This is a genomic window from Paenibacillus sp. RRE4 (assembly GCF_031844205.1).
GTDB classification, from domain to species: domain Bacteria; phylum Bacillota; class Bacilli; order Paenibacillales; family Paenibacillaceae; genus Paenibacillus; species Paenibacillus xylanexedens_B.
Map to the genome: position 1 here is coordinate 1 of NZ_JAUZUT010000008.1, position 18,889 is coordinate 18,889.

The 18,889-nt window shown below is 46.1% G+C and carries 17 protein-coding genes; 4 read left to right on the plus strand and 13 right to left on the minus strand.

Going from position 1 to position 18,889, the window contains the following annotated elements:
* Positions 1-408: 408 nt before the first annotated feature.
* Positions 409-1,692: an XRE family transcriptional regulator gene (locus Q9R46_RS23690; RefSeq protein WP_311282033.1), complete on the minus strand. Its 1,284-nt coding sequence runs from the start codon at positions 1,690-1,692 to the stop codon at positions 409-411.
* 340 nt (positions 1,693-2,032) lie between these two features.
* Between Q9R46_RS23690 and fabV the strand changes: the two genes are divergently transcribed.
* Positions 2,033-3,229 (plus strand): enoyl-ACP reductase FabV, encoded by a 1,197-nt coding sequence (gene fabV, locus Q9R46_RS23695; protein ID WP_145332616.1) that lies wholly within the window; start codon positions 2,033-2,035, stop codon positions 3,227-3,229.
* A gap of 73 nt (positions 3,230-3,302) precedes the next feature.
* Here fabV and Q9R46_RS23700 read toward each other — a convergent pair whose 3' ends face one another.
* Complete coding sequence (locus tag Q9R46_RS23700) at positions 3,303-3,542, minus strand: hypothetical protein (RefSeq protein WP_145332617.1); 240 nt, start codon at positions 3,540-3,542, stop codon at positions 3,303-3,305.
* Positions 3,543-3,991: 449 nt separating this feature from the next.
* Here Q9R46_RS23700 and Q9R46_RS23705 point away from each other — a divergent pair, with 449 nt between their 5' ends.
* Positions 3,992-5,638, plus strand: a complete 1,647-nt coding sequence (locus Q9R46_RS23705) for an RNA polymerase sigma factor (protein WP_311282034.1) — start codon at positions 3,992-3,994, stop codon at positions 5,636-5,638.
* Between the two features lie 453 nt (positions 5,639-6,091).
* Here Q9R46_RS23705 and Q9R46_RS23710 read toward each other — a convergent pair whose 3' ends face one another.
* A complete protein-coding gene (locus Q9R46_RS23710) occupies positions 6,092-6,682 on the minus strand; it encodes a restriction endonuclease (protein WP_145332619.1) in 591 nt (196 codons plus the stop codon).
* A gap of 240 nt (positions 6,683-6,922) precedes the next feature.
* Here Q9R46_RS23710 and Q9R46_RS23715 point away from each other — a divergent pair, with 240 nt between their 5' ends.
* Complete coding sequence (locus Q9R46_RS23715) at positions 6,923-8,206, plus strand: outer membrane protein assembly factor BamB family protein (protein ID WP_311282035.1); 1,284 nt, start codon at positions 6,923-6,925, stop codon at positions 8,204-8,206.
* A gap of 77 nt (positions 8,207-8,283) precedes the next feature.
* Here the strand turns inward: Q9R46_RS23715 and msrA are convergent, their stop codons facing one another.
* The 6 genes from msrA to Q9R46_RS23745 all read right to left on the minus strand — a co-directional run bounded on the left by msrA (position 8,284) and on the right by Q9R46_RS23745 (position 14,383).
* A complete protein-coding gene (gene msrA / locus Q9R46_RS23720; protein ID WP_311282036.1) occupies positions 8,284-8,799 on the minus strand; it encodes a peptide-methionine (S)-S-oxide reductase MsrA in 516 nt (171 codons plus the stop codon).
* A 223-nt stretch (positions 8,800-9,022) separates the two neighbouring features.
* Complete coding sequence (locus Q9R46_RS23725; RefSeq protein ID WP_090915436.1) at positions 9,023-9,280, minus strand: GlsB/YeaQ/YmgE family stress response membrane protein; 258 nt, start codon at positions 9,278-9,280, stop codon at positions 9,023-9,025.
* 369 nt (positions 9,281-9,649) lie between these two features.
* Positions 9,650-10,963 carry an AAA family ATPase gene (locus tag Q9R46_RS23730; RefSeq protein WP_397386413.1) on the minus strand — a complete coding sequence of 438 codons (1,314 nt, stop codon included), beginning with the start codon at positions 10,961-10,963 and terminating at the stop codon, positions 9,650-9,652.
* The gene (locus Q9R46_RS23735) at positions 10,963-12,414 is read right to left on the minus strand and encodes an RtcB family protein (protein WP_483874826.1); all 1,452 of its coding nucleotides are present in this window, start codon (positions 12,412-12,414) and stop codon (positions 10,963-10,965) included. Before Q9R46_RS23735 ends, Q9R46_RS23730 begins: the two co-directional genes overlap by 1 nt.
* Positions 12,415-12,970: 556 nt before the next feature.
* On the minus strand, positions 12,971-13,789 hold the full coding sequence (locus tag Q9R46_RS23740) for a TerC family protein (RefSeq protein ID WP_145332912.1): 819 nt from the start codon (positions 13,787-13,789) through the stop codon (positions 12,971-12,973).
* 276 nt (positions 13,790-14,065) lie between these two features.
* Positions 14,066-14,383, minus strand: a complete 318-nt coding sequence (locus Q9R46_RS23745) for a DUF3817 domain-containing protein (RefSeq protein WP_311282037.1) — start codon at positions 14,381-14,383, stop codon at positions 14,066-14,068.
* 206 nt (positions 14,384-14,589) lie between these two features.
* Here Q9R46_RS23745 and Q9R46_RS23750 point away from each other — a divergent pair, with 206 nt between their 5' ends.
* Positions 14,590-15,693, plus strand: coding sequence for a glycosyltransferase family 4 protein (locus tag Q9R46_RS23750; RefSeq protein ID WP_311282038.1), 1,104 nt, complete (start codon positions 14,590-14,592; stop codon positions 15,691-15,693).
* Between the two features lie 14 nt (positions 15,694-15,707).
* Here Q9R46_RS23750 and Q9R46_RS23755 read toward each other — a convergent pair whose 3' ends face one another.
* The 4 genes from Q9R46_RS23755 to Q9R46_RS23770 form a co-directional block, all read right to left on the minus strand.
* Entirely contained in the window at positions 15,708-16,070 is a 363-nt protein-coding gene (locus tag Q9R46_RS23755) for an HIRAN domain-containing protein (RefSeq protein WP_311282039.1), read from the minus strand.
* A gap of 38 nt (positions 16,071-16,108) precedes the next feature.
* Entirely contained in the window at positions 16,109-17,080 is a 972-nt protein-coding gene (locus Q9R46_RS23760) for a helix-turn-helix transcriptional regulator (protein ID WP_311282040.1), read from the minus strand.
* 288 nt (positions 17,081-17,368) lie between these two features.
* Positions 17,369-17,884: a hypothetical protein gene (locus tag Q9R46_RS23765; RefSeq protein ID WP_311282041.1), complete on the minus strand. Its 516-nt coding sequence runs from the start codon at positions 17,882-17,884 to the stop codon at positions 17,369-17,371.
* Between the two features lie 150 nt (positions 17,885-18,034).
* Positions 18,035-18,667, minus strand: a complete 633-nt coding sequence (locus tag Q9R46_RS23770) for a 50S ribosomal protein L25 (RefSeq protein WP_145332627.1) — start codon at positions 18,665-18,667, stop codon at positions 18,035-18,037.
* Positions 18,668-18,889: the final 222 nt, after the last annotated feature.

An 18,889-nucleotide genomic window follows, 5' to 3' on the forward strand; every position in this document is an offset into this window, starting at 1 on the left:
CATCAAAATGCTGAAATTCGCCGAAATAGCGTTGCTGGTGATCGTTAGAAAATAAATCTCGCTGGGGTACCCTGTCCTGTCTCATCTTATTCTAGCTTACACAATCTTGCTTGTCTTACTCTTACTCTAGCTCTAGCTAGAGCTTTATCTTGTTTTACCCTGTCCTGTCTCATTGCCTCACCTTGTCCTGCTACAGTCTATATCCTTTTACATTACTACATCTAGCCAGCGGTCTGATACTTACGATACACAATACGTTCCAGAGCTACTCTATCTGTTCTATCTTATCCTTCTACCCCCTGATCTTCCTTAACCGGTCACCTCATGCCTGTACTGCTTCCCCTCCATCCAAACTTCAATCCATCTACCTTACCTTACATGCCGCCAACCAGCCTTACCCTCTAACTGTTACTTCGTTCTCCGCAACAAATACACCAGCTTGCGATAATAACCTGCCGCCTCTTTGTACCGCCGCTGATCCTCACTCACCACTGCCAACCCTTCATATAGAGATTCCAAACGCAGCGACTGCTGTACAGACTCAAAATACGGCAAACAAGCCTGAGCTTGAGTTAGAAATGTGTCCTGCTCCCCGTGCGCCAGCGCCAGCTGACTTTGGTAAAAAACCGCATTCATTCGCTGATCCTCTGTGACGGCACAACTTAACAATTGATCCACACTTTGCGCCAACATGCCCCAGCTTTTCCGAGCAGAGGCAACCTCACAGCGATACACCAAAAGCAACGGCTTCATCGCCTGCTGTGTCTCCTTCGTTTCTGCCTCAAGCAGCTTTTCGAAACGCTCAATCTCGGTCTGTGCCTGATCCAACTCCCCAGACATCGTCAACATGACAATTCGATTGTTCGCAATGGCTGTCACCAAATCTCCCTGATTTCCGGCGTAGACCAGATTCGCTTCAGCCATCGATAATGCGGACAAAGCTTCCTGTAACAGTCCCATCGTAAAGCAATATCCGCTGTATGCCACATACAGACCAGACAAACGATGGAACAACCGCTGGTCATACACATGTTTCATGGTCTGCTCAAATGTGCGCTTCGCATCCTCGTACTGCCGGGTATGGGTATATGCCTCCATCTGAATATTCTGGATCGACAGCCATAGCTCGCTTCCTGGCTCCGTCAGGGCGCTCAGTCTTGTCACATGAGTAAGCACATCCACAAACGCCTGCTTGGATCGGTAATATTGGATTTTGTAAAATAGCAAAGCTTTCGTAAGCGGCCCCGGTAGCTGCACGTCATCCGGGCGGCCATACTTCTCCAAATAAAAATTCAGATACGAGGTATGTATATATTCATGCGCAGCTGCGTCATTTAACTGTTGATAGTACACTGCCTTCATTAAAGCAGTCGTCAGTTCCACCGTAAGTGAATCATCCCGATCCTCCAGTGCATGTACCGTTTCCTCCGGGATCGCCGAGGCTGGCACTGACATCTGTACAAAGATCGCTTCTGCCCGCGCAAGTGTCTGTTCATCCTGCCCTGCTGTCCGCAAAAGATAGGAGGAGCTTACACCCAAGCGCTCAGCAATACTCTCGGCCAAGTCCTCCGGCAGTGGATAACGCTCTGCCAGGATGTTTGCGAAATGCGCTTGTGTAACCAGACCTTCTACGAGGTCTTTACGTGAGATTTGTTTTCGTTTGCTCAAAAACTCGATCCGTTCTTTCAGCATAACAGGTCTATCCTTTCATTATGAAGGTCTACTCTTTCTCTATAGCGAAATTACATCTCATCGGTGCGATTCCTTTTTGCTATCAAACCTAACTGTTGATTATAGCGAATCCGGCCTCACTCATCCACTTCATCATTCTCATGATTATTAAACTAATCATCCCAAAATAAAAGCCGAATGACCACCCCATACTATCCTTCTCGTAAATTTGACAAAACGGTTTCCGTTTCGAACGTAATTGTTTTACAATAGGGAGGATGTACACGTACAATGTATGCAAAAAACACGATGAATCGATCCAATGTTAAACATGAATTGAACACGAAAGGGTGCCACAATAATGATTATTAAACCAAGAACACGTGGTTTTATTTGTACAACTTCCCATCCTGTGGGCTGTGCGGCACAAGTGCAGGAGCAGATTGATTACGTAAAATCCCAGCCAGAGATTCAGGGGCCCCGGAACGTGCTCGTTATCGGCGCGTCTACGGGTTACGGACTGGCTTCGCGCATCGTTTCCGCTTTTGGAGCAGGCGCCAATACAATTGGTATCTACCGCCCATCCAGCTCTACGGATAAAAGGACTGCATCTGCTGGATGGTATAACTCTGCGGCATTTGAGAAGGCTGCGGATGCAGCAGGCCTGAAATCCTACAGCATCACCGGTGATGCTTTTGCTAATGAAACCCGTGATAAAGCTGTTGAGCTGATCCGTAGCGAATTGGGTCAAGTGGATCTGGTCGTATACAGCGTTGCTTCGGCACGCCGTACCGATCCAAATACAGGTGAAGTGTTCAACTCCGTGCTAAAGCCGATTGGACAAGCGTATACCAACAAAACCGTCAATTTCCATACAGGCGAAATCACTTCAGTGACTCTCGAAACAGCGACAGAAGAAGAGATTCGTCAGACGGTTAACGTCATGGGCGGCGAAGACTGGGAACTGTGGATGGATGCATTGCAACAAGGCGGCGTACTCGCAGACAATGCAACAACGATTGCCTTCTCTTACATCGGCCCTGAGCTGACACACGCCATTTATCGTGAAGGCTCCATTGGTCAAGCGAAAGATCATCTGGAAGCAACGGCGCGCAAAATGCATGAGCGTCTGAGCGCAACAGGCGGACGTGCTTACGTTACCGTAGCCAAAGCACTGGTCACCCAATCCAGCTCGGCCATTCCAGTTGTGCCACTGTATATTTCCGCTTTGTACAAAGTGATGAAGGAAAAAGGACTGCATGAAGGATGCATCGAACAACTGCAACGGCTGTTTGCGGATCGTCTGTACGCTGGCGGTGAAGTGCCAACAGATGAGCAAGGACGCATTCGCATCGATGATTGGGAGATGAGAGCAGACGTACAGGAGGAAGTGGCGAAGATCTGGAACGAGTTGACGACCGAGAACATCTATGACCTGTCCGATCTTGAAGGTTACCGTCGTGAGTTCTTCCAACTGTTTGGTTTCGAAACCGATGGCGTCGATTATGAGGCCGATGTGGATCCAAACGTAGAGGTACCTCATCTCGTTCAATCATAAGTTTAATCTTGTTTTGCATTTAGGGAGGAGCTTCATTGCTTCTCCTTTTTTATTTTCCTATGTCTCCTTCCATTCATTCACCATCTTTTCTTGGCCTAATCCGCACGAAGACAAAATAAAAAGAAGCACCACCATCCTGGATGATCTGCTTCTTGTGTTTGACCTTTTGTAATTTTTCCTGCTTGGTTGGTGTCAGTCGAACATGTTGCGATAATGCCCCATAATCTCCATTCACTCTGCGGCTTTGTTCCGGAGTCCATTGTCCTGACCGTGATGCTTTGCGCAGTGCTTTTTGTGTCTGTGTACGTGCCATAATGATGAACACACTCCTTCAGTTGGTATACGTTCAATATATCACGTGTAACGATGCAAGTGAAGGTGCATGCAACCCGAAGCCATGTAAACATCCGTTTACAATCGAGACCACTCCTAGTAACTAGGGGACGAAGGAGTACCCCAGGTACCCAAAGAAGAACTTCGGCTCCTGCTCCTCGTTCGTATCCTTCCGTAGTTGAACGGAAAAGAAGTATCTTTATATACTAAAAGTGAGGCCTGTACATCTAAAGTAATCTTAAACCTGTTTAACAAAAAAATCATAACGTCTCTTTAACCATTTAAGCGAGCGATTTATTGTGTTTATAATTACATATTAATGAGTGATCCAGTAGGACGTCCAATGTTATCAAAAATAATCCCAACCTTTAATTCTCCTGGCACACTATATAATTGTCAGGAATTACAGATGCAAATATGGAGGAAAAAATGGATTTAATTATTAAAAACAGAGAAGAAGCCGCGGAAGCAATTCGGGTTTATGTCAAACCGATTTTCGGTTTTGCGTTAAACCGGGTCAAGCATCGGGCCGAGGCGGAGGATCTGGCTCAGGAGATTATGCTGCAGTTGTTGAAATCCTTCTCCGGGGTGCGGGACATTAGGAGCCTTGATGCTTACGTCTGGACGGTTGCTCGATACACTTGGGTGAATTGGTTGAAAAAGCGCGCGCACGCGCCCCAAGTCATCGAAATCAACGGTATGTCCGAACTGTCTGCCGCCCCTTCCCGGGAGCCGCTTGACCGGCTGCTGGCAACCGAAGCTTCACGCGAGCTGCGCCGAGAAATCGCGTTTCTGTCCGACATTCATCGCCGGATCGTGGTCATGCATTACTACGACGAGCTTAAAATCGGTGATATCGCGATTGCTCTGAACATTCCTGTCGGCACGGTGAAGTGGCATTTGAGCGAGGCTAAAAAGAAGTTACGGAAAGGGATGAAACGTATGCGTACAACAGGAAATTTAAGTGTCAATCCGGTCAGCATGGGGGAAATGGGCCATTCGGGTTTGGCCGGCAGTTTGGGCGAAACCAACGATTTTCTTGGACGCGCCTTGGCGCAAAATATCGTTTACGCGGCTTATCACAAGGCGCGGACCGTACATCAAATCGCGGAGGAACTGGGTATGCCGCCGTCTTTGTTGGAAGACGAAGTGCGGCACCTGGCTGATTACAATTTTCTCATCCAAACCTCTCCCGGCACATATCAAAGCAACACCATCATCTGGGACCTCTTCGAATTGGCCGTAGCCGGTCATCGATATTGGCAAGATTGCGCTGCCGAAGTGGCCGATGTCCATTTTGACGCGTTAATGGAAGTTCGCCGTCAAGTCGAGGATAGCGGAGTGTACGTTCCGGACGGCGACTATAACTTCCTGCTCTGGACCTTGCTGCCCAAGAACATCGAGGAGCAATCTTTGCGGAGCATGCCAGCGGGCGAAAACTTCGACGCGGTCGCACCAATACGAAAGGATGGAGGTCAATATATTGCCTATGCGGCGTTAAATCGGAGCCACTATGCCGATCCGGGTTTTGATATGAGTAGTTACGTCACCTTCGGTCCGTCGATCCGTTACGTCGAAGACTCTCCTTTATACTTGTGGCAATTCAATACTTGCTGGAGTGACCGTCAGATCGATTGGCGTTTCCTGGAATATCGGAATGTTGAGATTTGTCATGCATTCCAACAAGGGGAACTGCCTGACAACGAAGAGAACGCTGAGCAATATTCGTTCCTGCTCGAGAAAGGGTACCTCCGCAAGACGAAGGAGGGATATAAGTTTAATGCGGTTTGGATTGACTCTCCGCAAACGTTGGATCGGTTGAACAAGGCAATGCCGGATTTATCCGCTCTGTATGCGCCTGCTGTCAGCAAGCTCTATGACAAAATGCTCAACCTGTTCCTGCAAAATCAGCCGAAGCATTTGGAACCGCAGCTTGCTTACATGGTGAGAGGCAACACCGGGGGAGGAAGGCTGGTCGCTTATATTTTGAAGCATTTGATCGATAACGGGAAGTTGAAACCGCCGTTGCCGCACCAGCAGAAGACGATTTCAACCTGGATGGGACCGGTAAAGTAAGTCAGTTCGGAAATGTATACGGAGAATGGCCGTTCCAGAGCGGGGGCCATTTTAACACAAAGCTCTGTCTTTCCATTTTGTCTGTCCAACGAAGTGATTAGGACATCGTTATTTCACCTCGGCCCCTCCTGAACGTATGAAAATGATTAAAAACACCTCCAAGGTTGTCTCCATGTCTTACTACATGGCTACATTCTCTTGAAGGTGTTTTAATTTGTCTCAAATCTATGGTGCCAGTCCCTAACCTTTTTTAGAGTGCCTAACTTATAGGGTACATTTTACTCTTTCTTGTATGAGTTAATGCTCCTTTTATTAGATGTCGTATATAGATTCATCATAGTTCAAGTTTGCTATCCCCACGTCACCATTTAATAGTGCAACGTTTCCATCTCCAGCACCCATACTCTACACTGCCTTTATCCTTACCCTTAAGTCCCTTCGGCTCGTCTGACATCAAGATCGCTTGCGCCGAGACTGCCACGTCTCAATGGGTTCGTGGTCATGCTCTTCGATCAGTTCCATCGCTTCATCCAGCCTGCGCGACTTAAACAGGGCAATCAGCTCGGTCAAATCCTCACGATCCAGCAGTTTTACTTCATTCACCGCAGCCAGCGTGCGACAAGCCTCGGTGTACCGGGCAGAAGTCAGTACAATGGATCGATCCGCCTCGTAATAACGCATCGAGGTATAAATCTCTTGTACCGCGCCGAGACCGACAGGATGATTGGCACCGTAGCGTTTGGCCTGTACCACCGTACGTCTGCCCAGCCTGTCCACAAACACGAGGTCTGCACCGAAATCCCGGCTGCTCGTCGTTTTGTGAACCTCCTCATAACCGAGTCGCTCGAACAGATTGTAGAGATATAATTCAAACTCTGATCCATCCTCCATTTTATCGATATCCTTTATCGTGATTTTCTGGGGATTCGCCTCACTTCGTATTCGTTGCCCACGATAAATGATCCGCCGAGTCATCCAGGTTAACAGCAACAACAGGACAATGCCTGCGATAACCCATAAGATGATGTTTTCACTCCGATTCATGTCGTTTCTCCTCGTCATTATTACTTCGTATCTCTCTAGTCACAGCCCTAAATATATCAAACTTTAAAGGTCATCTAAAGAAGATGAATTCCCTGTAACTGTTTCACCTCTTTTAACATTGCATTATCACATCCAGAGTGTTAAAAGGTTACAGTGTGTTCGGTTGAATTACACTAGAAATCAATGGTAGAATTCTACAATCGGTGTTATTTTGACCGAACACGAAAGGTGGTTTATCACTTGCATACTACTTATACGAATCGTAAACGCAAATCCACAACTTGGGCTGTTCTTTTGCTCAGTGGCATGCTGCTCTTGAACATGAATACAAATACAGGATACGCGGCGGCGTCCACGGAATCCTTGCCTAAACCGGCATGGACCTCCTCCTCCCTCATGTTAAATGAGGCTAATACGGAGAAAGACGTCATGATCAAGAACATTTACGATGTACCTTCCAAAAACTTGGTATATGTACACGCTTCTCAGCCCGTAACCAAAACAAGCAGCAAAACAACGCTGGACTGGCAGCTCGATTCACTTCAAGCACTGGACGCCAAAACAGGTCAGCTCAAGTGGAGAACCATTTTCCATGAGAAAAGTGGCCCTTACACGACCTACTCCAACTCCGTATATGCAAGCAACGGTACGGCTTACGTGTATATGGAGTATTCGGATAAAAGCAAGAAATTATATTCGTTTAATACGTCCGGAAAGACCAACTGGGTAAAAACCGTGAATTCGTCAGCAAACATCTCACTCATGGATAATGGTAATCTACTGGTCGCTACAAGCCAGGGGGTACAAGCCAATGGCTCTGTACGTTCAACCCTTTCTCTTTATGACCAAAAGGGGAAGCTGTTGACTGAAAAAACAATTGCAGGCACTGTGCTCAAAGCAGCTCAGAGCAGAATTGTCGTCGACGCAAGCAAACAGGTCAAGTCGGGTAACTTCTGGCAACCGGCCGCCAATCCCAAAATTGAAATCTATGACATCTCGTTAAACCGTCTGTCCTTCTATCAATTCCCGGCCGATGCCAATACACAAGGAGATGGCGGCGGTGAAGCTCTGGCGATTCTGGATGATGGTTCCGTCCTGATGCGTGCCAACTTCGAAACCACCGGCAATCGCTTGATGGGATTTGGTTCAGACGGCAAGCTTGCATGGGGACGTGCAATCGCCGGGGATGCGTATATTCAAACAGCGGGTAATGGGTACGCCGTGCTCACTGGCTCAAAACTTGAGTTATACACGATGAAAGGCAAAGTGACGGAGCGTATGTTCAAGGATGCTCAGCCTGTGCTCATGCATGTGGACCGGACACAAGACGGGCAATACCAGCTTGATTTTGCTAAAACAGGATATATTCTGGACCCGCAGACATTGGAAGACGTGCATGTGTACACCGTTAGTGTTGCTGTTCCTTCATTAGAAAGGATCTCCACTTATATGAATGATGTGATCTATTCGATGAAGGGTGAGGCACTTTCTAAGTATGCACTCAAGTCGTCGTCGGCTAAATAATGAATGTTGCTCTTACCTGACTTAGCTTTAGTCAAGAAAAAGCCGGAACAGCTCCTCGCGGTGCTCTCCGGCTTCTTTTATTTCCAGTTCTCGTTAATGAATTCGTCCCTTCCAGACATCGCCCGGTCTTCCTTGTAATGCTTCTCGTTTTTCTTGTGATAGTCCTGATGGTAATCCTCTGCCGGGTAAAAAGTTACGGCATCCCGAATCTCGGTCACGATGGGCTGACTGAACCGGCCACTGGCCGCGAGTTCCTGTTTGGATTGCTCGGCAAGTTGCCGCTGGCGTTCATTGTGTACAAAGATAGCGGTACGATACTGCGATCCTCGATCCTGGAACTGTCCTCCATCATCCGTAGGATCAATTTGAGGCCAGTATAATTCTAATAAGCGCTCGTAAGGGAATACATCTGGATCAAATGTAATCTCCACGACTTCCACGTGCCCTGTTTCCCCAGTCTTCACCTGCTCATAGGTCGGATTTTCGACATGACCACCTGTATAACCTGATACGATACCGTGGATGCCTGGTTGTTCCTCAAACGGGGTAACCATACACCAGAAACATCCGCCGGCAAACGTTGCTTTTTCCATTCCATTCAACTCCTCTGGTTCAAAACAATATCATGAAAGCATTAGCTCAGGCACGCATTCATATTCCTACATTGTAAAACAACAAGAGGTTGATGGAAAGCCACCGCAATGGCTCTTCATCAACCTCTTCATTCAGCTTCTGCTTGGAAGCATCATAGTCATATGGTTCATACAGCCTTCAGCTGTACCATAACTTCTTAATCAGGAACATCGCTCGCTCTAATTACCCGCGGCTGCGTCCCATTGAACGGAAGATCAGGCTGACAATCGCTACAAGCACAATCGCACCAATCAATGCCGGTACAATGTGGAATCCGCCCATCTCAGGACCCATGTCTCCAAGAATGACTCCGCCTAACCATCCACCGATAAAACCAGCAACGATATTACCAATAATACCGCCCGGGATGTCACGACCAACAATCAGACCTGCGAGCCAACCAATGATACCACCGATAATTAATGACCATAACCAACCCATATCATTCACCTCTAATTTAAGTTTTTGTTGTTGCGTCTGACTACTATTAACCGCTCCAGAGGCATTTAAACAACTGGCATAAAAATTGTTGCATATTACCATTGTCCAGAATGCTTCCTTCTCTGCTAAACAGGCGTTCCGCGAGGGCATGACAACAGGCCGTGTCAGTTTCCGGCATCTCATCAGCACGTGGCTGCGATATGTACCTCCCGAAAGTCATTGTATGTTATCAGAGACAAGGTTAGTATACCCAGTGAAGGTGAATTTATATTTATGGGCTCAGAACCATTAATGCTCCAAACATTACAGTTCATCAGAGTGGTATCCGGTCAGCGGATTAGAGCAAAGAATCAGAATGCACCAACCACATCAAAAAAATCCAGCCCGACCCTTGCCCGGTTGTGCAAGCCAGTTATGTTTGTGACTTTTGTCCAGTTCTCCCCGCATGGACTGAATAACCTGAACAATATCGGTTCGTCCGTTTTGATGCCACTCCAGCGCAACACTTACATACAATTCGCCGAGTTGGGCAAGCGAGAACGTGTCTGTCAAACGGGCCGCTTCGACCGTTCCTTCTTCACCTGCAAACACGCTAAACCCACGTTGCCGCAAATATTGCAAACGTAAAGCTTCATCAGGCAGCGGAATCTCATAGGCCCGGTCGAATCGTCCGGCACGGTTCATGAGACCTGGATCGATTTTTTCCGGATAGTTGGTCGTGCCGATCAAGAAGATTCCTTCTTTCGATGTCGCACCATCCAATGTATTCAGGAAAAAGGAACGAACTTCATCCGGCATCGAGTCGATATCTTCAATGATCAGCACCATCGGTGCCAGTCGTTTGGCTGCATCAAACACTTCACGCACAGACTCGCTGTTGGTGTACTCCGTAATTTGCCAATAAGCTGCCGGTCCAGGAATACTGCCTGCTATCGATTTCACCAGCGTTGTTTTTCCGTTCCCTGGATGCCCATACAGCAGAATACCGCGTTTGTAGGGGATATCATAGTCCCGGTAAAAGGAACGATCCGCTTCAAAGAACTGATCCAGCGAGCGGAAAATATCCTGTTTGATTTGTGCGGATAGAACCACATCTTCTCGGCTCACCGAACGAGTTATGGACTCTACATGCCGGTCACTGCCATTGCGGGCATCCGTGTATACCGTTACTTTTTTCATATTTTGCTGACGTTCGCGTTCTCTGACACTTCCCAAAAAATGCTTCATCTGTTCATCCCCTATAGCGAACACAAAGTCTTCACTATAGATCCCGTTTTCTCGAAAAAATGGCACCCGCACCAAAGCTACGCCCCACTTGGGATAAGCAAATACGTTGTTGCGGATGGAATAATGCACACCGTATGTCGGCACATCCCCATCATCATCATAATGCAGGGTTTGAAGCTCGAGATCCTCGAATATCCGAGCGACAAGCTCAACCTCGTCACTTCCATTCTGCAAGTCTTCCCGTAGCAGTTCCCAATATTCATTGTTCGGATCAGAACTTGAATACAACTTGTACTCAACGCCGTAACGCTTCAGAAGCGCATCACCAATCCCTCGAATCAGTCTCGAATAGACCGCGTACCCTTCAACCCGGATACGTGTATCATGCTGTTCGTCATAGGAATAGATGGCCTTTGCTTCGTTCATTGGATTCATCTGTTTTTCGTTATCGTTCATCATTTCGCTCCCTTTACCGCGGCAAGCGGTTTACATTTGGCTACCACTTGTGCCAGTCCGGCGCCGGTAACACTATCTATAATTTCATCGACGTTTTTATACGCCTGAGGTGATTCATCAATAATGGATTCCAAGGATCGCTGGTTCACAACGATCTCGTCCGCGGTTCCTACACCAAGAGCCGTGGCAAAATCTTCAACCGTCACCAAACGTTTCGTTGCCGTACGTGACCTTACACGGCCCGCACCATGACATATCGAATAATAGTTGTCTGCGCCTTCCGGCTGACCGACCATGATATACGAGGCCGTACCCATCGAGCCAGGAATCAGTGCAGGATGGCCTGTAGCCATGTAAGGTTTTGGATTATCCTGGTGGCCTGCAGGCAATGCCCGTGTTGCCCCTTTCCTGTGTACAAACACCGAACCGCGCTCTGCATGGGATTCCTCCCAAGCATAGTTATGCATCAGGTCGTACAGCGTACGAAATTCGCATTTTGACCCGAAAACATCCCGGAACGCTTCCCGGATTGCATAAGCGATGAGATGGCGATTCACTACGGCATAATTCAAAGCGGAATACATCATGTTGACGTAATGGCGACCTTCCGCATGCTCCAGCGGGGCAAATACCAATCTGGGATCGGAAGTTCCAAGGCCCAGCCGTTGCATGACTTTGGCAATCGCTGCCGAACTTGTCTGGCTGACATATCCGCCCCAAGCGCGGGAACCAGAGTGAATCATAACAGCAATCTGTCCATCATAAAGCCCCCAAGCCTCGGCCACTTCGCGATTTTCCTCAGCAATCTCAATTGCCTGAATCTCGGCAAAATGATTCCCGCCCCCCAGCGTACCCAGTTGACGATGCGAACGGTGCCAGGTCATATCTGGAACAAGATTCAGCACATTCTCGTCATACGTAAACTTACTGCTCTCCACATGTGTCAGAGAAGTCGATTTTTTCGGTGTATAGCTATCCGGAATATATTTTTTCGGCAGTCCGTGTAATCCTTTTTTTACAATATGCTCTAATCTTATATCGGAAAAATGGCCTCGCTGGCTGGCTTCCATCGGTAACACTTTTTCGATCGCTTTAACCAATTTGCGGCGTAGTTTTACCTCTTTCAGATCATCCTTATGCAGATTGGTCAGATGAACTCGCATGCCACAGCCGATATCACTACCCACGATGGAAGGTGATACAAATCCGCCCTGTGCCTCCCATACTGCCGTGGTTCCAATACAAGTTCCTACACCGACATGTACGTCTGGAGTATAACCCATATAAGAAATATCCGGAATCTGCAAATTATTGTTAGCCATCTCAAATACTTTGTAGTCCAGAGAAGAGAATAGTTGCTGTGCAGCATATACGGTAAGTTCTCCCGCTGGTAATTTCACTTGATGGCGATAACCCTCAGTCATGTTGCTAAAATTTCCAACGTTGTTCATTTCATTATTCATAAATAATTGTAATTCCTTCCTGTTCCGTTCAGCAAATGTAGTTTGCTGCGTGTTGTTTGGTAAAAAATACATAAAAAAGCCATGGACTGATCGTCCATGGCTTCTACTACATGACAATAACGGATAACAGCACAAATGAGTTTGCGCCTGTCATCCATCGCTGGATACCGCGAAGAACACACATTGCCTATAGCGCTAACACTGTACTCTATAAACAATATGCCCGTTCTTTATGTCGACCGTATGAGGCCAAAAAGACGATGAGCCGGATATACAATTGTGTCGATGCTTCTGTGTCCTAGATTCAATTCATAACCTAACGTCATGTCTCTCGGCCTCCCTTCATCATTGATATGTATATATTAATAGCACATCTTTTCAAATGTCAACCCTTTTCTTGGAAATTAATGCATTCTTATGTTCTAACGAATGATGAAAAAGAGGAGGTTGTCCGGGGACATCCTCCTCTTTTTCATCATTTTAGGTTATTCACCGCTGTTCCTGTCATAATCATCAGGCAAACAATATTCTCTTGATCATGACCTTAGAGTTTAGCCTGTTCTTGCAATTCTTCCACAGGATTCTCATCTTCCTTCTCAGGCACTTTGGATGAAAGGAACCATCCACATACCGCAATCGTGATCAGTACAACGTAAAAACCGATTTTCCATATTTTATTTTCCGGGAAATGCTCATCCAGTACGCCCAAGGAAGGGTGCGCCAGAGTAATTACGGACAGCTTAACCCCTACCCAACCCACAATTACAAAAGCAGCAACTTCAAGACCCGGACGCGAATGAAGCAATTTGACGAAAAACGATGCTGCAAAACGCATGATAACGAGCCCGATAAAACCGCCGAGGAAGATGACAATGAACTGTCCACCATCCAAGCCGCCAATTGGCGGCAAGCCGCTTGGTGGCAATGCAACTGCCAAAGCAACAGCTGCTAAGATTGAATCTACTGCAAAAGCAATATCTGCCACTTCAACCTTAAATACAGTCATCCAGAATCCGGATTGTTTCTTCGGTTTTTTTGGCGCATCGTCGGCTGCTTCGTCTGTTTTATTTCGACCACTCCATATCTTTTTGACGATATGATTTATCGAAATGTACAGAAGGTACAATGCCCCGATCGCTTGAACCTGCCACACATCCACAAGGAATGAGATAAGGAATAACGACCCGAGACGGAAAACAAAAGCCCCCATCAAACCATAAAACAATGCTTTTTTACGCTTTTCTTCAGGTAAATGTTTTACCATAATTGCGAGTACCAGAGCATTATCTGCTGCCAGTAATCCTTCAAGAACAACAAGGACTAAAAGTACCCACCCGTATTCTAATAACAGTGCTGCATCCAACATTGACTCCTCCTTAATATGCTTATGATGTACAAAAAAAAGGATCTTTACCATCGCTGGTAAAGATCCTTTTATAACCACAAAAAGAGACCTTTACCGAGCGTGAAAACTTGGTAAAGGTCTCGCTAACAACAAATTGCTGCCAATAAAGCCGGGGATGTGATCCCGAATTGACGACTTTACTGTAAAAGCTACTCCCCTTTAACAGGAATATGTAGTTTTAGTTGAAACCGGTGAATAACCTGTATACATCATATTTCATAACATAAAATGAAGTCAAGCTTTATTTTCAGTGTTAAGGGCCAATTTTCGAAAAACAAAAAAATCATAAATCATATTGCCCAGCGGTATAAACGAAATGAAGAATAGCGCAATGGGACGGCGCAAACGCCACTTCTGAGTTGTGTATAAAGATACCATAAACAAAAGGTGCATTAGAAAAAGAAAACCATACAGGTTCCCGAACCAAGTCACCGCTTGGGGCATAACTCCTGCATCCCGAAGGGGAAACGCAACAAACAAGAGCAATACATATGAAATCCCCTGTAACCATAACATCAGCCGGAAACGACCCAGCATTGAACGTAACATCATCTTCCTCCTGCTTCTATGCAATACACGCTAGTTGAACCCTGTACAGTATATCACAAAAGCAGTGTCGATTTGCATCCAGCCAGGCTGTATTATATTCCATGTCATTTGCATGATCCAATATATGTCTCACAGGAGCCAAATATCCACCTCTAACATACAATGCATGAAATGTGTCATGAACATGTCGGACAAGGAGGAGTGGATTCATGAAGATCGTTCTGGTTGCACCAGAGAAGTTACCACTGCCTGGCAATGGTTCCGTGGAAATCTGTATATTAGGGATCGCACACGAACTTGCCCGCCGTCATCAGGTCACCATTGTAAGCCGTCAAATTAAAGGTTTGCCGGCAATTCAACAGATCGGACAGATAACGATTCAGCGAACCTCTGCATCCAGCGTCGTAGATTATACCCGGTCAGTTATTCGGTTGCTTCGTACACTCGATGTTGATGTAATTCAAGTGGATAACAGACCTTACAGCATGGCTGCCATTAAACAAGCTTTTCCGCAAACACCTGTTATCCTCTATCTACACTCACTTACCTTCGCTCAACCCGGACCAGGGAAACTGTCTATGCTGAAAAAGGCGGATTGTATTGCCGTGAACAGCCAGTCATTGAAGCGTAGACTCAGCCACCGTTTCCCTGCCTTGGCAAAACGGTTGAATGTCGTTCCACTAGGTACAGATCTTGACCGTTTCCGACCCGCTGCCAGCAATGAAGAGCGGCTTCACTTGCGAGAGAAGTTTGGAATTACTGAACGTTTCACAGTCCTGTATGCAGGCAGAATCATCCCTGGCAAAGGGATCGATATTCTAATTCGTGCTATTGCTTTAGCACAAAAGCAAGTACCTGTCCAGCTGGTCATTGCAGGCAAGGGCCCTCCAAAGTATGTGCGCTCATTACGTAAACTGACGCAAAAACATAACGTACATGCCGCCTTTTTAGGGCAGATGAATCATGAACAGATTGATCAGCTCTATCGAAGTGTCGACTGTCTGGCCTGTCCTTCACAGAACCACGAGGCCTTTGGCTTGGTGAATGTAGAAGCTATGGCCTCCGGTATTCCTGTCATCGCTTCGGATAATGGAGGTATCCGGGAGATTATCCATTCGGGAATGAACGGATACTTGATATCAGAGTATAAGCAACCTAAGCAGTTTGCTTCATCCTTGCATCAATTGGCCACCCGACCTGATCTTGTGCAATCCATGGGAAAAAGCGGCCGCGAAACGGCAAGTTCTCATTTCAGTTGGTCAAGAACCGCTCTCTACTTGGAGGCAGCTTACACAAGGCTCATCCGTTCATGAGCCTTTTTTCTTGTTCAGGCTTTCTCACGGAACTGCCATTCCGTAATAATAGAGTCCATCTGAGATACAGGTACATGCATGATTTCAATCAGTTCAATAATGACCATATCCTTCATCATAAATCTTACTTTTGCACAAGTTTGTTGGTAAAAGGCATCGTAGAATCCCACGCCAGTCCAGCATCCATGAGGTACCATAGCAGCATGGTTTACGATATACCCCACCTCTCCTATCGGGGGGATAACCACTTTAATGGCTTGATGATCCAAGCGATTATCCGGGTCCTTTACAAGATACAGCGTATCCCCCACATGCAGGACCTCTGCTCCATGATAGTTTTCCATGCCCATCAAAGCGGCAAAAATTTTGTTACTCATACGATTGCTCCTTTTTCCAGATATTCCTTGACGTACAGCTATAAAGCCTCTTCATCTTTATAGTGCTCCAACCATTCCAAAAGTTGTTTGCGAATCTCTCTCCGGTACTCGCGAGGTTCAAGTACCTCAGCCTCAGCACCGAACTGATATAACCATTGCAAAAATTCACGACTGCTATTCAGTGTTACTTCAAATAACAAACCACCATCCACAAGATCTGTCATTCGTGGACGAACAAACATCTCTTCTTCTTTTATGTAAGGGGCCACCTTTTCGGAGAATCTTACCTTAAAATGAATATGCTCGTCCCCTCGGTCAACAGACCAAGTATTCTTCATATACTGAGTGATATTGAAGTCGCCCATATCAAATGCAGTATTGGTTCGTATCACATCCAGGAAGCGGCTAATGCGAAACAATCGAACTTTCTGCTGTAGATGACAGTACCCAATAAGATAAAAACGTTGATCACGCGGTACGAGATAATAAGGGTCTATCTGCCTAACCGTAATCTCGTTATTGGCGAGCGTGTGATATTGCGCTCGAATCGTCCGTCCATCTAAAATCGCTTCAATAATTGGAATTAACAAGTTTGGATCCTTTCCCTCTTCACGGTAAGCAGGTATCCCCATCCGAATAATGCCTGCAATATTTTCCACAATTTCACTGTTCCTTGTTTTTAGTTTGGTATGTGCCGATATAACCTTATCAAATGCTGAATCAAATTCAGTAGGTAATTTTGTAGTATCGACTAAGGCCGGAAGCATGCAGAAAAGCATAGCTTCCTGTTCGGTAAAATCTAAAGGATACATGGCAAAATCACCGATAAATCGATAACCCTTTCCATATCCTTCGTTCATTATGGGAGCAACCCTGTCCAAAATCCTGAGATCGCGATAGATTGTGCGCACCGTTGTACCACATTTCAGCGCCAATTCCTTTGCAGAGATTCCGGGATTAGCTTGTATAGCCTGAAGTATACGCAGCAGACGAATTAATTTCTCTGTCATGTAGTTTCTCCCCTTCGATATTTTATCGGCAAGGAAAACTAGTTCCTTTAGTTCATATCTAAATCTTTAGTCCCAAATATTTTTTCGCAATTTCACCATTTATTTATAGTCCAATTGCACTTTTCCCCTCTCTAAATATACATTCTCTTACTTGCTTGCGTAAATTAATAACCCAAAATCTGATTTTCCTAAGCCTGAAAGCCTATACAAATATCTAAAAAAAATACAAAAAAAGCCCTGGTCTCCAGACGAGACAAGGCTTCAAAAAGTTTTATTTGTATATTTTTATTAGTTGATTTCTTTCAACTTGTCCAGCACGTGAACCATACAATCACATAATACCGGAATATCGTGCATCTGCTCCTCGTTCACCTTCCGATCAAAATAGACACTGGCAGAAACGTTGAAGGATACCGGAGCTTCTCCAAAAAGATAGTGGATATGCTGCACTATTCGCTGATCGGGCCAATTTTCCTGCATAATCGACTGGACGTCGTGACAACCTGGCTCCAGTTCTTTGGTTACCCACGCAAAGCGAAGCTCGAGTTCACAGCCGGGATGATTGCCTGGGGTCTCCAGAATCTCTGCGGCTATAGCCTGTAGGGAACTTTTCAGTACCACTTCAGCAGTCACAGCAGTATGATCTCTCAGGCAGAACTGCAAGGAGAATTCTCGGGACATGCTTGCCATTTCTAATTGATCCCTGCGATGGGTAATGTGAATGCTCTCATCCAGATTGTCCAGGTCATAGAGGTAATTCTCGAAGGCTACTTTTAAATTATCGTATACGGTGGGGTCAAACATAGGGCAAACCTGCTTTCTTTTCGATTTCATCTATCTTCACGTTGTACCACAAATATGACCCTTAAATCCATATGAAAAAGCCCAGCCCACAAGAAGTGGACTGAGCTTGGAACTGATTTAACGCGGAATTTTGAAAATTCCAGCGTTCGCCTATTCTTCTGCAGATTGAGCCTCTTCTGCTTCTGGAGCCGCTTCATCAGCAGAAGCAGTTGGTTCCTCCTCAACGGCTTGCGGCGGCATAACCGAAGCCACGATAGAATCTGGTGATGTCACGAGCGTCAATCCTTTATCCAGTTTAATATCGCCTGCTGTCAAGCGGTCACCAATTTCCAGACCACTGACGTCGACTTCGATCGAAGTTGGCAGATCTGCTGGCAAACCTTCAACCTCCAGTTGCGTTTCTTGCGTCTGGAAGACACCGCCTGCTTTGGAACCAGCAGCAGTACCTTGGAAATCGATCGATACGCTAACGCTAATCGGTTTATTTTTCGAAATTTGCAAAAAGTCAACATGTAGCAGACGTCCGTTACGCTCCTGCTGATCCTTGATCAGTACGGGAACGGTTTTTCCGCCCTCCACATTAAGGTTAAACATCTCGGAGCGGCCTGTACGAGCCACTTTCAGCATTTCTTTTTCATCCACATGTATGGCGGCGCCTTCTTGTCCTGGTCCGTATACTACGGCAGGAACTCGTCCACCTTGTCTTAACAGGCGCAGTGCTGCACCTTTCTTTTCCGTTCTTGGCGTTGCTGTAAGTTGAGCCATTTTTCCGTTGGATTTCATGGTTGAACATCCTCCTTCAAGGGATCCCTACTTTGGTTTGTTGGCAAGCTCTACGGCTTCTCTCATAGACCGAAACGGTCTTTTTTCTGAGGCCATATGTTGGGCCATATCTATATTTACCCCAATGATCCAGCATCTAAAACATAAAGCTGGAGATTTTTATCCTTTTTTTGTAATTATATGTGTTTTGGAGTATAAGAAAACAGCCGGAATTCCTTCCGA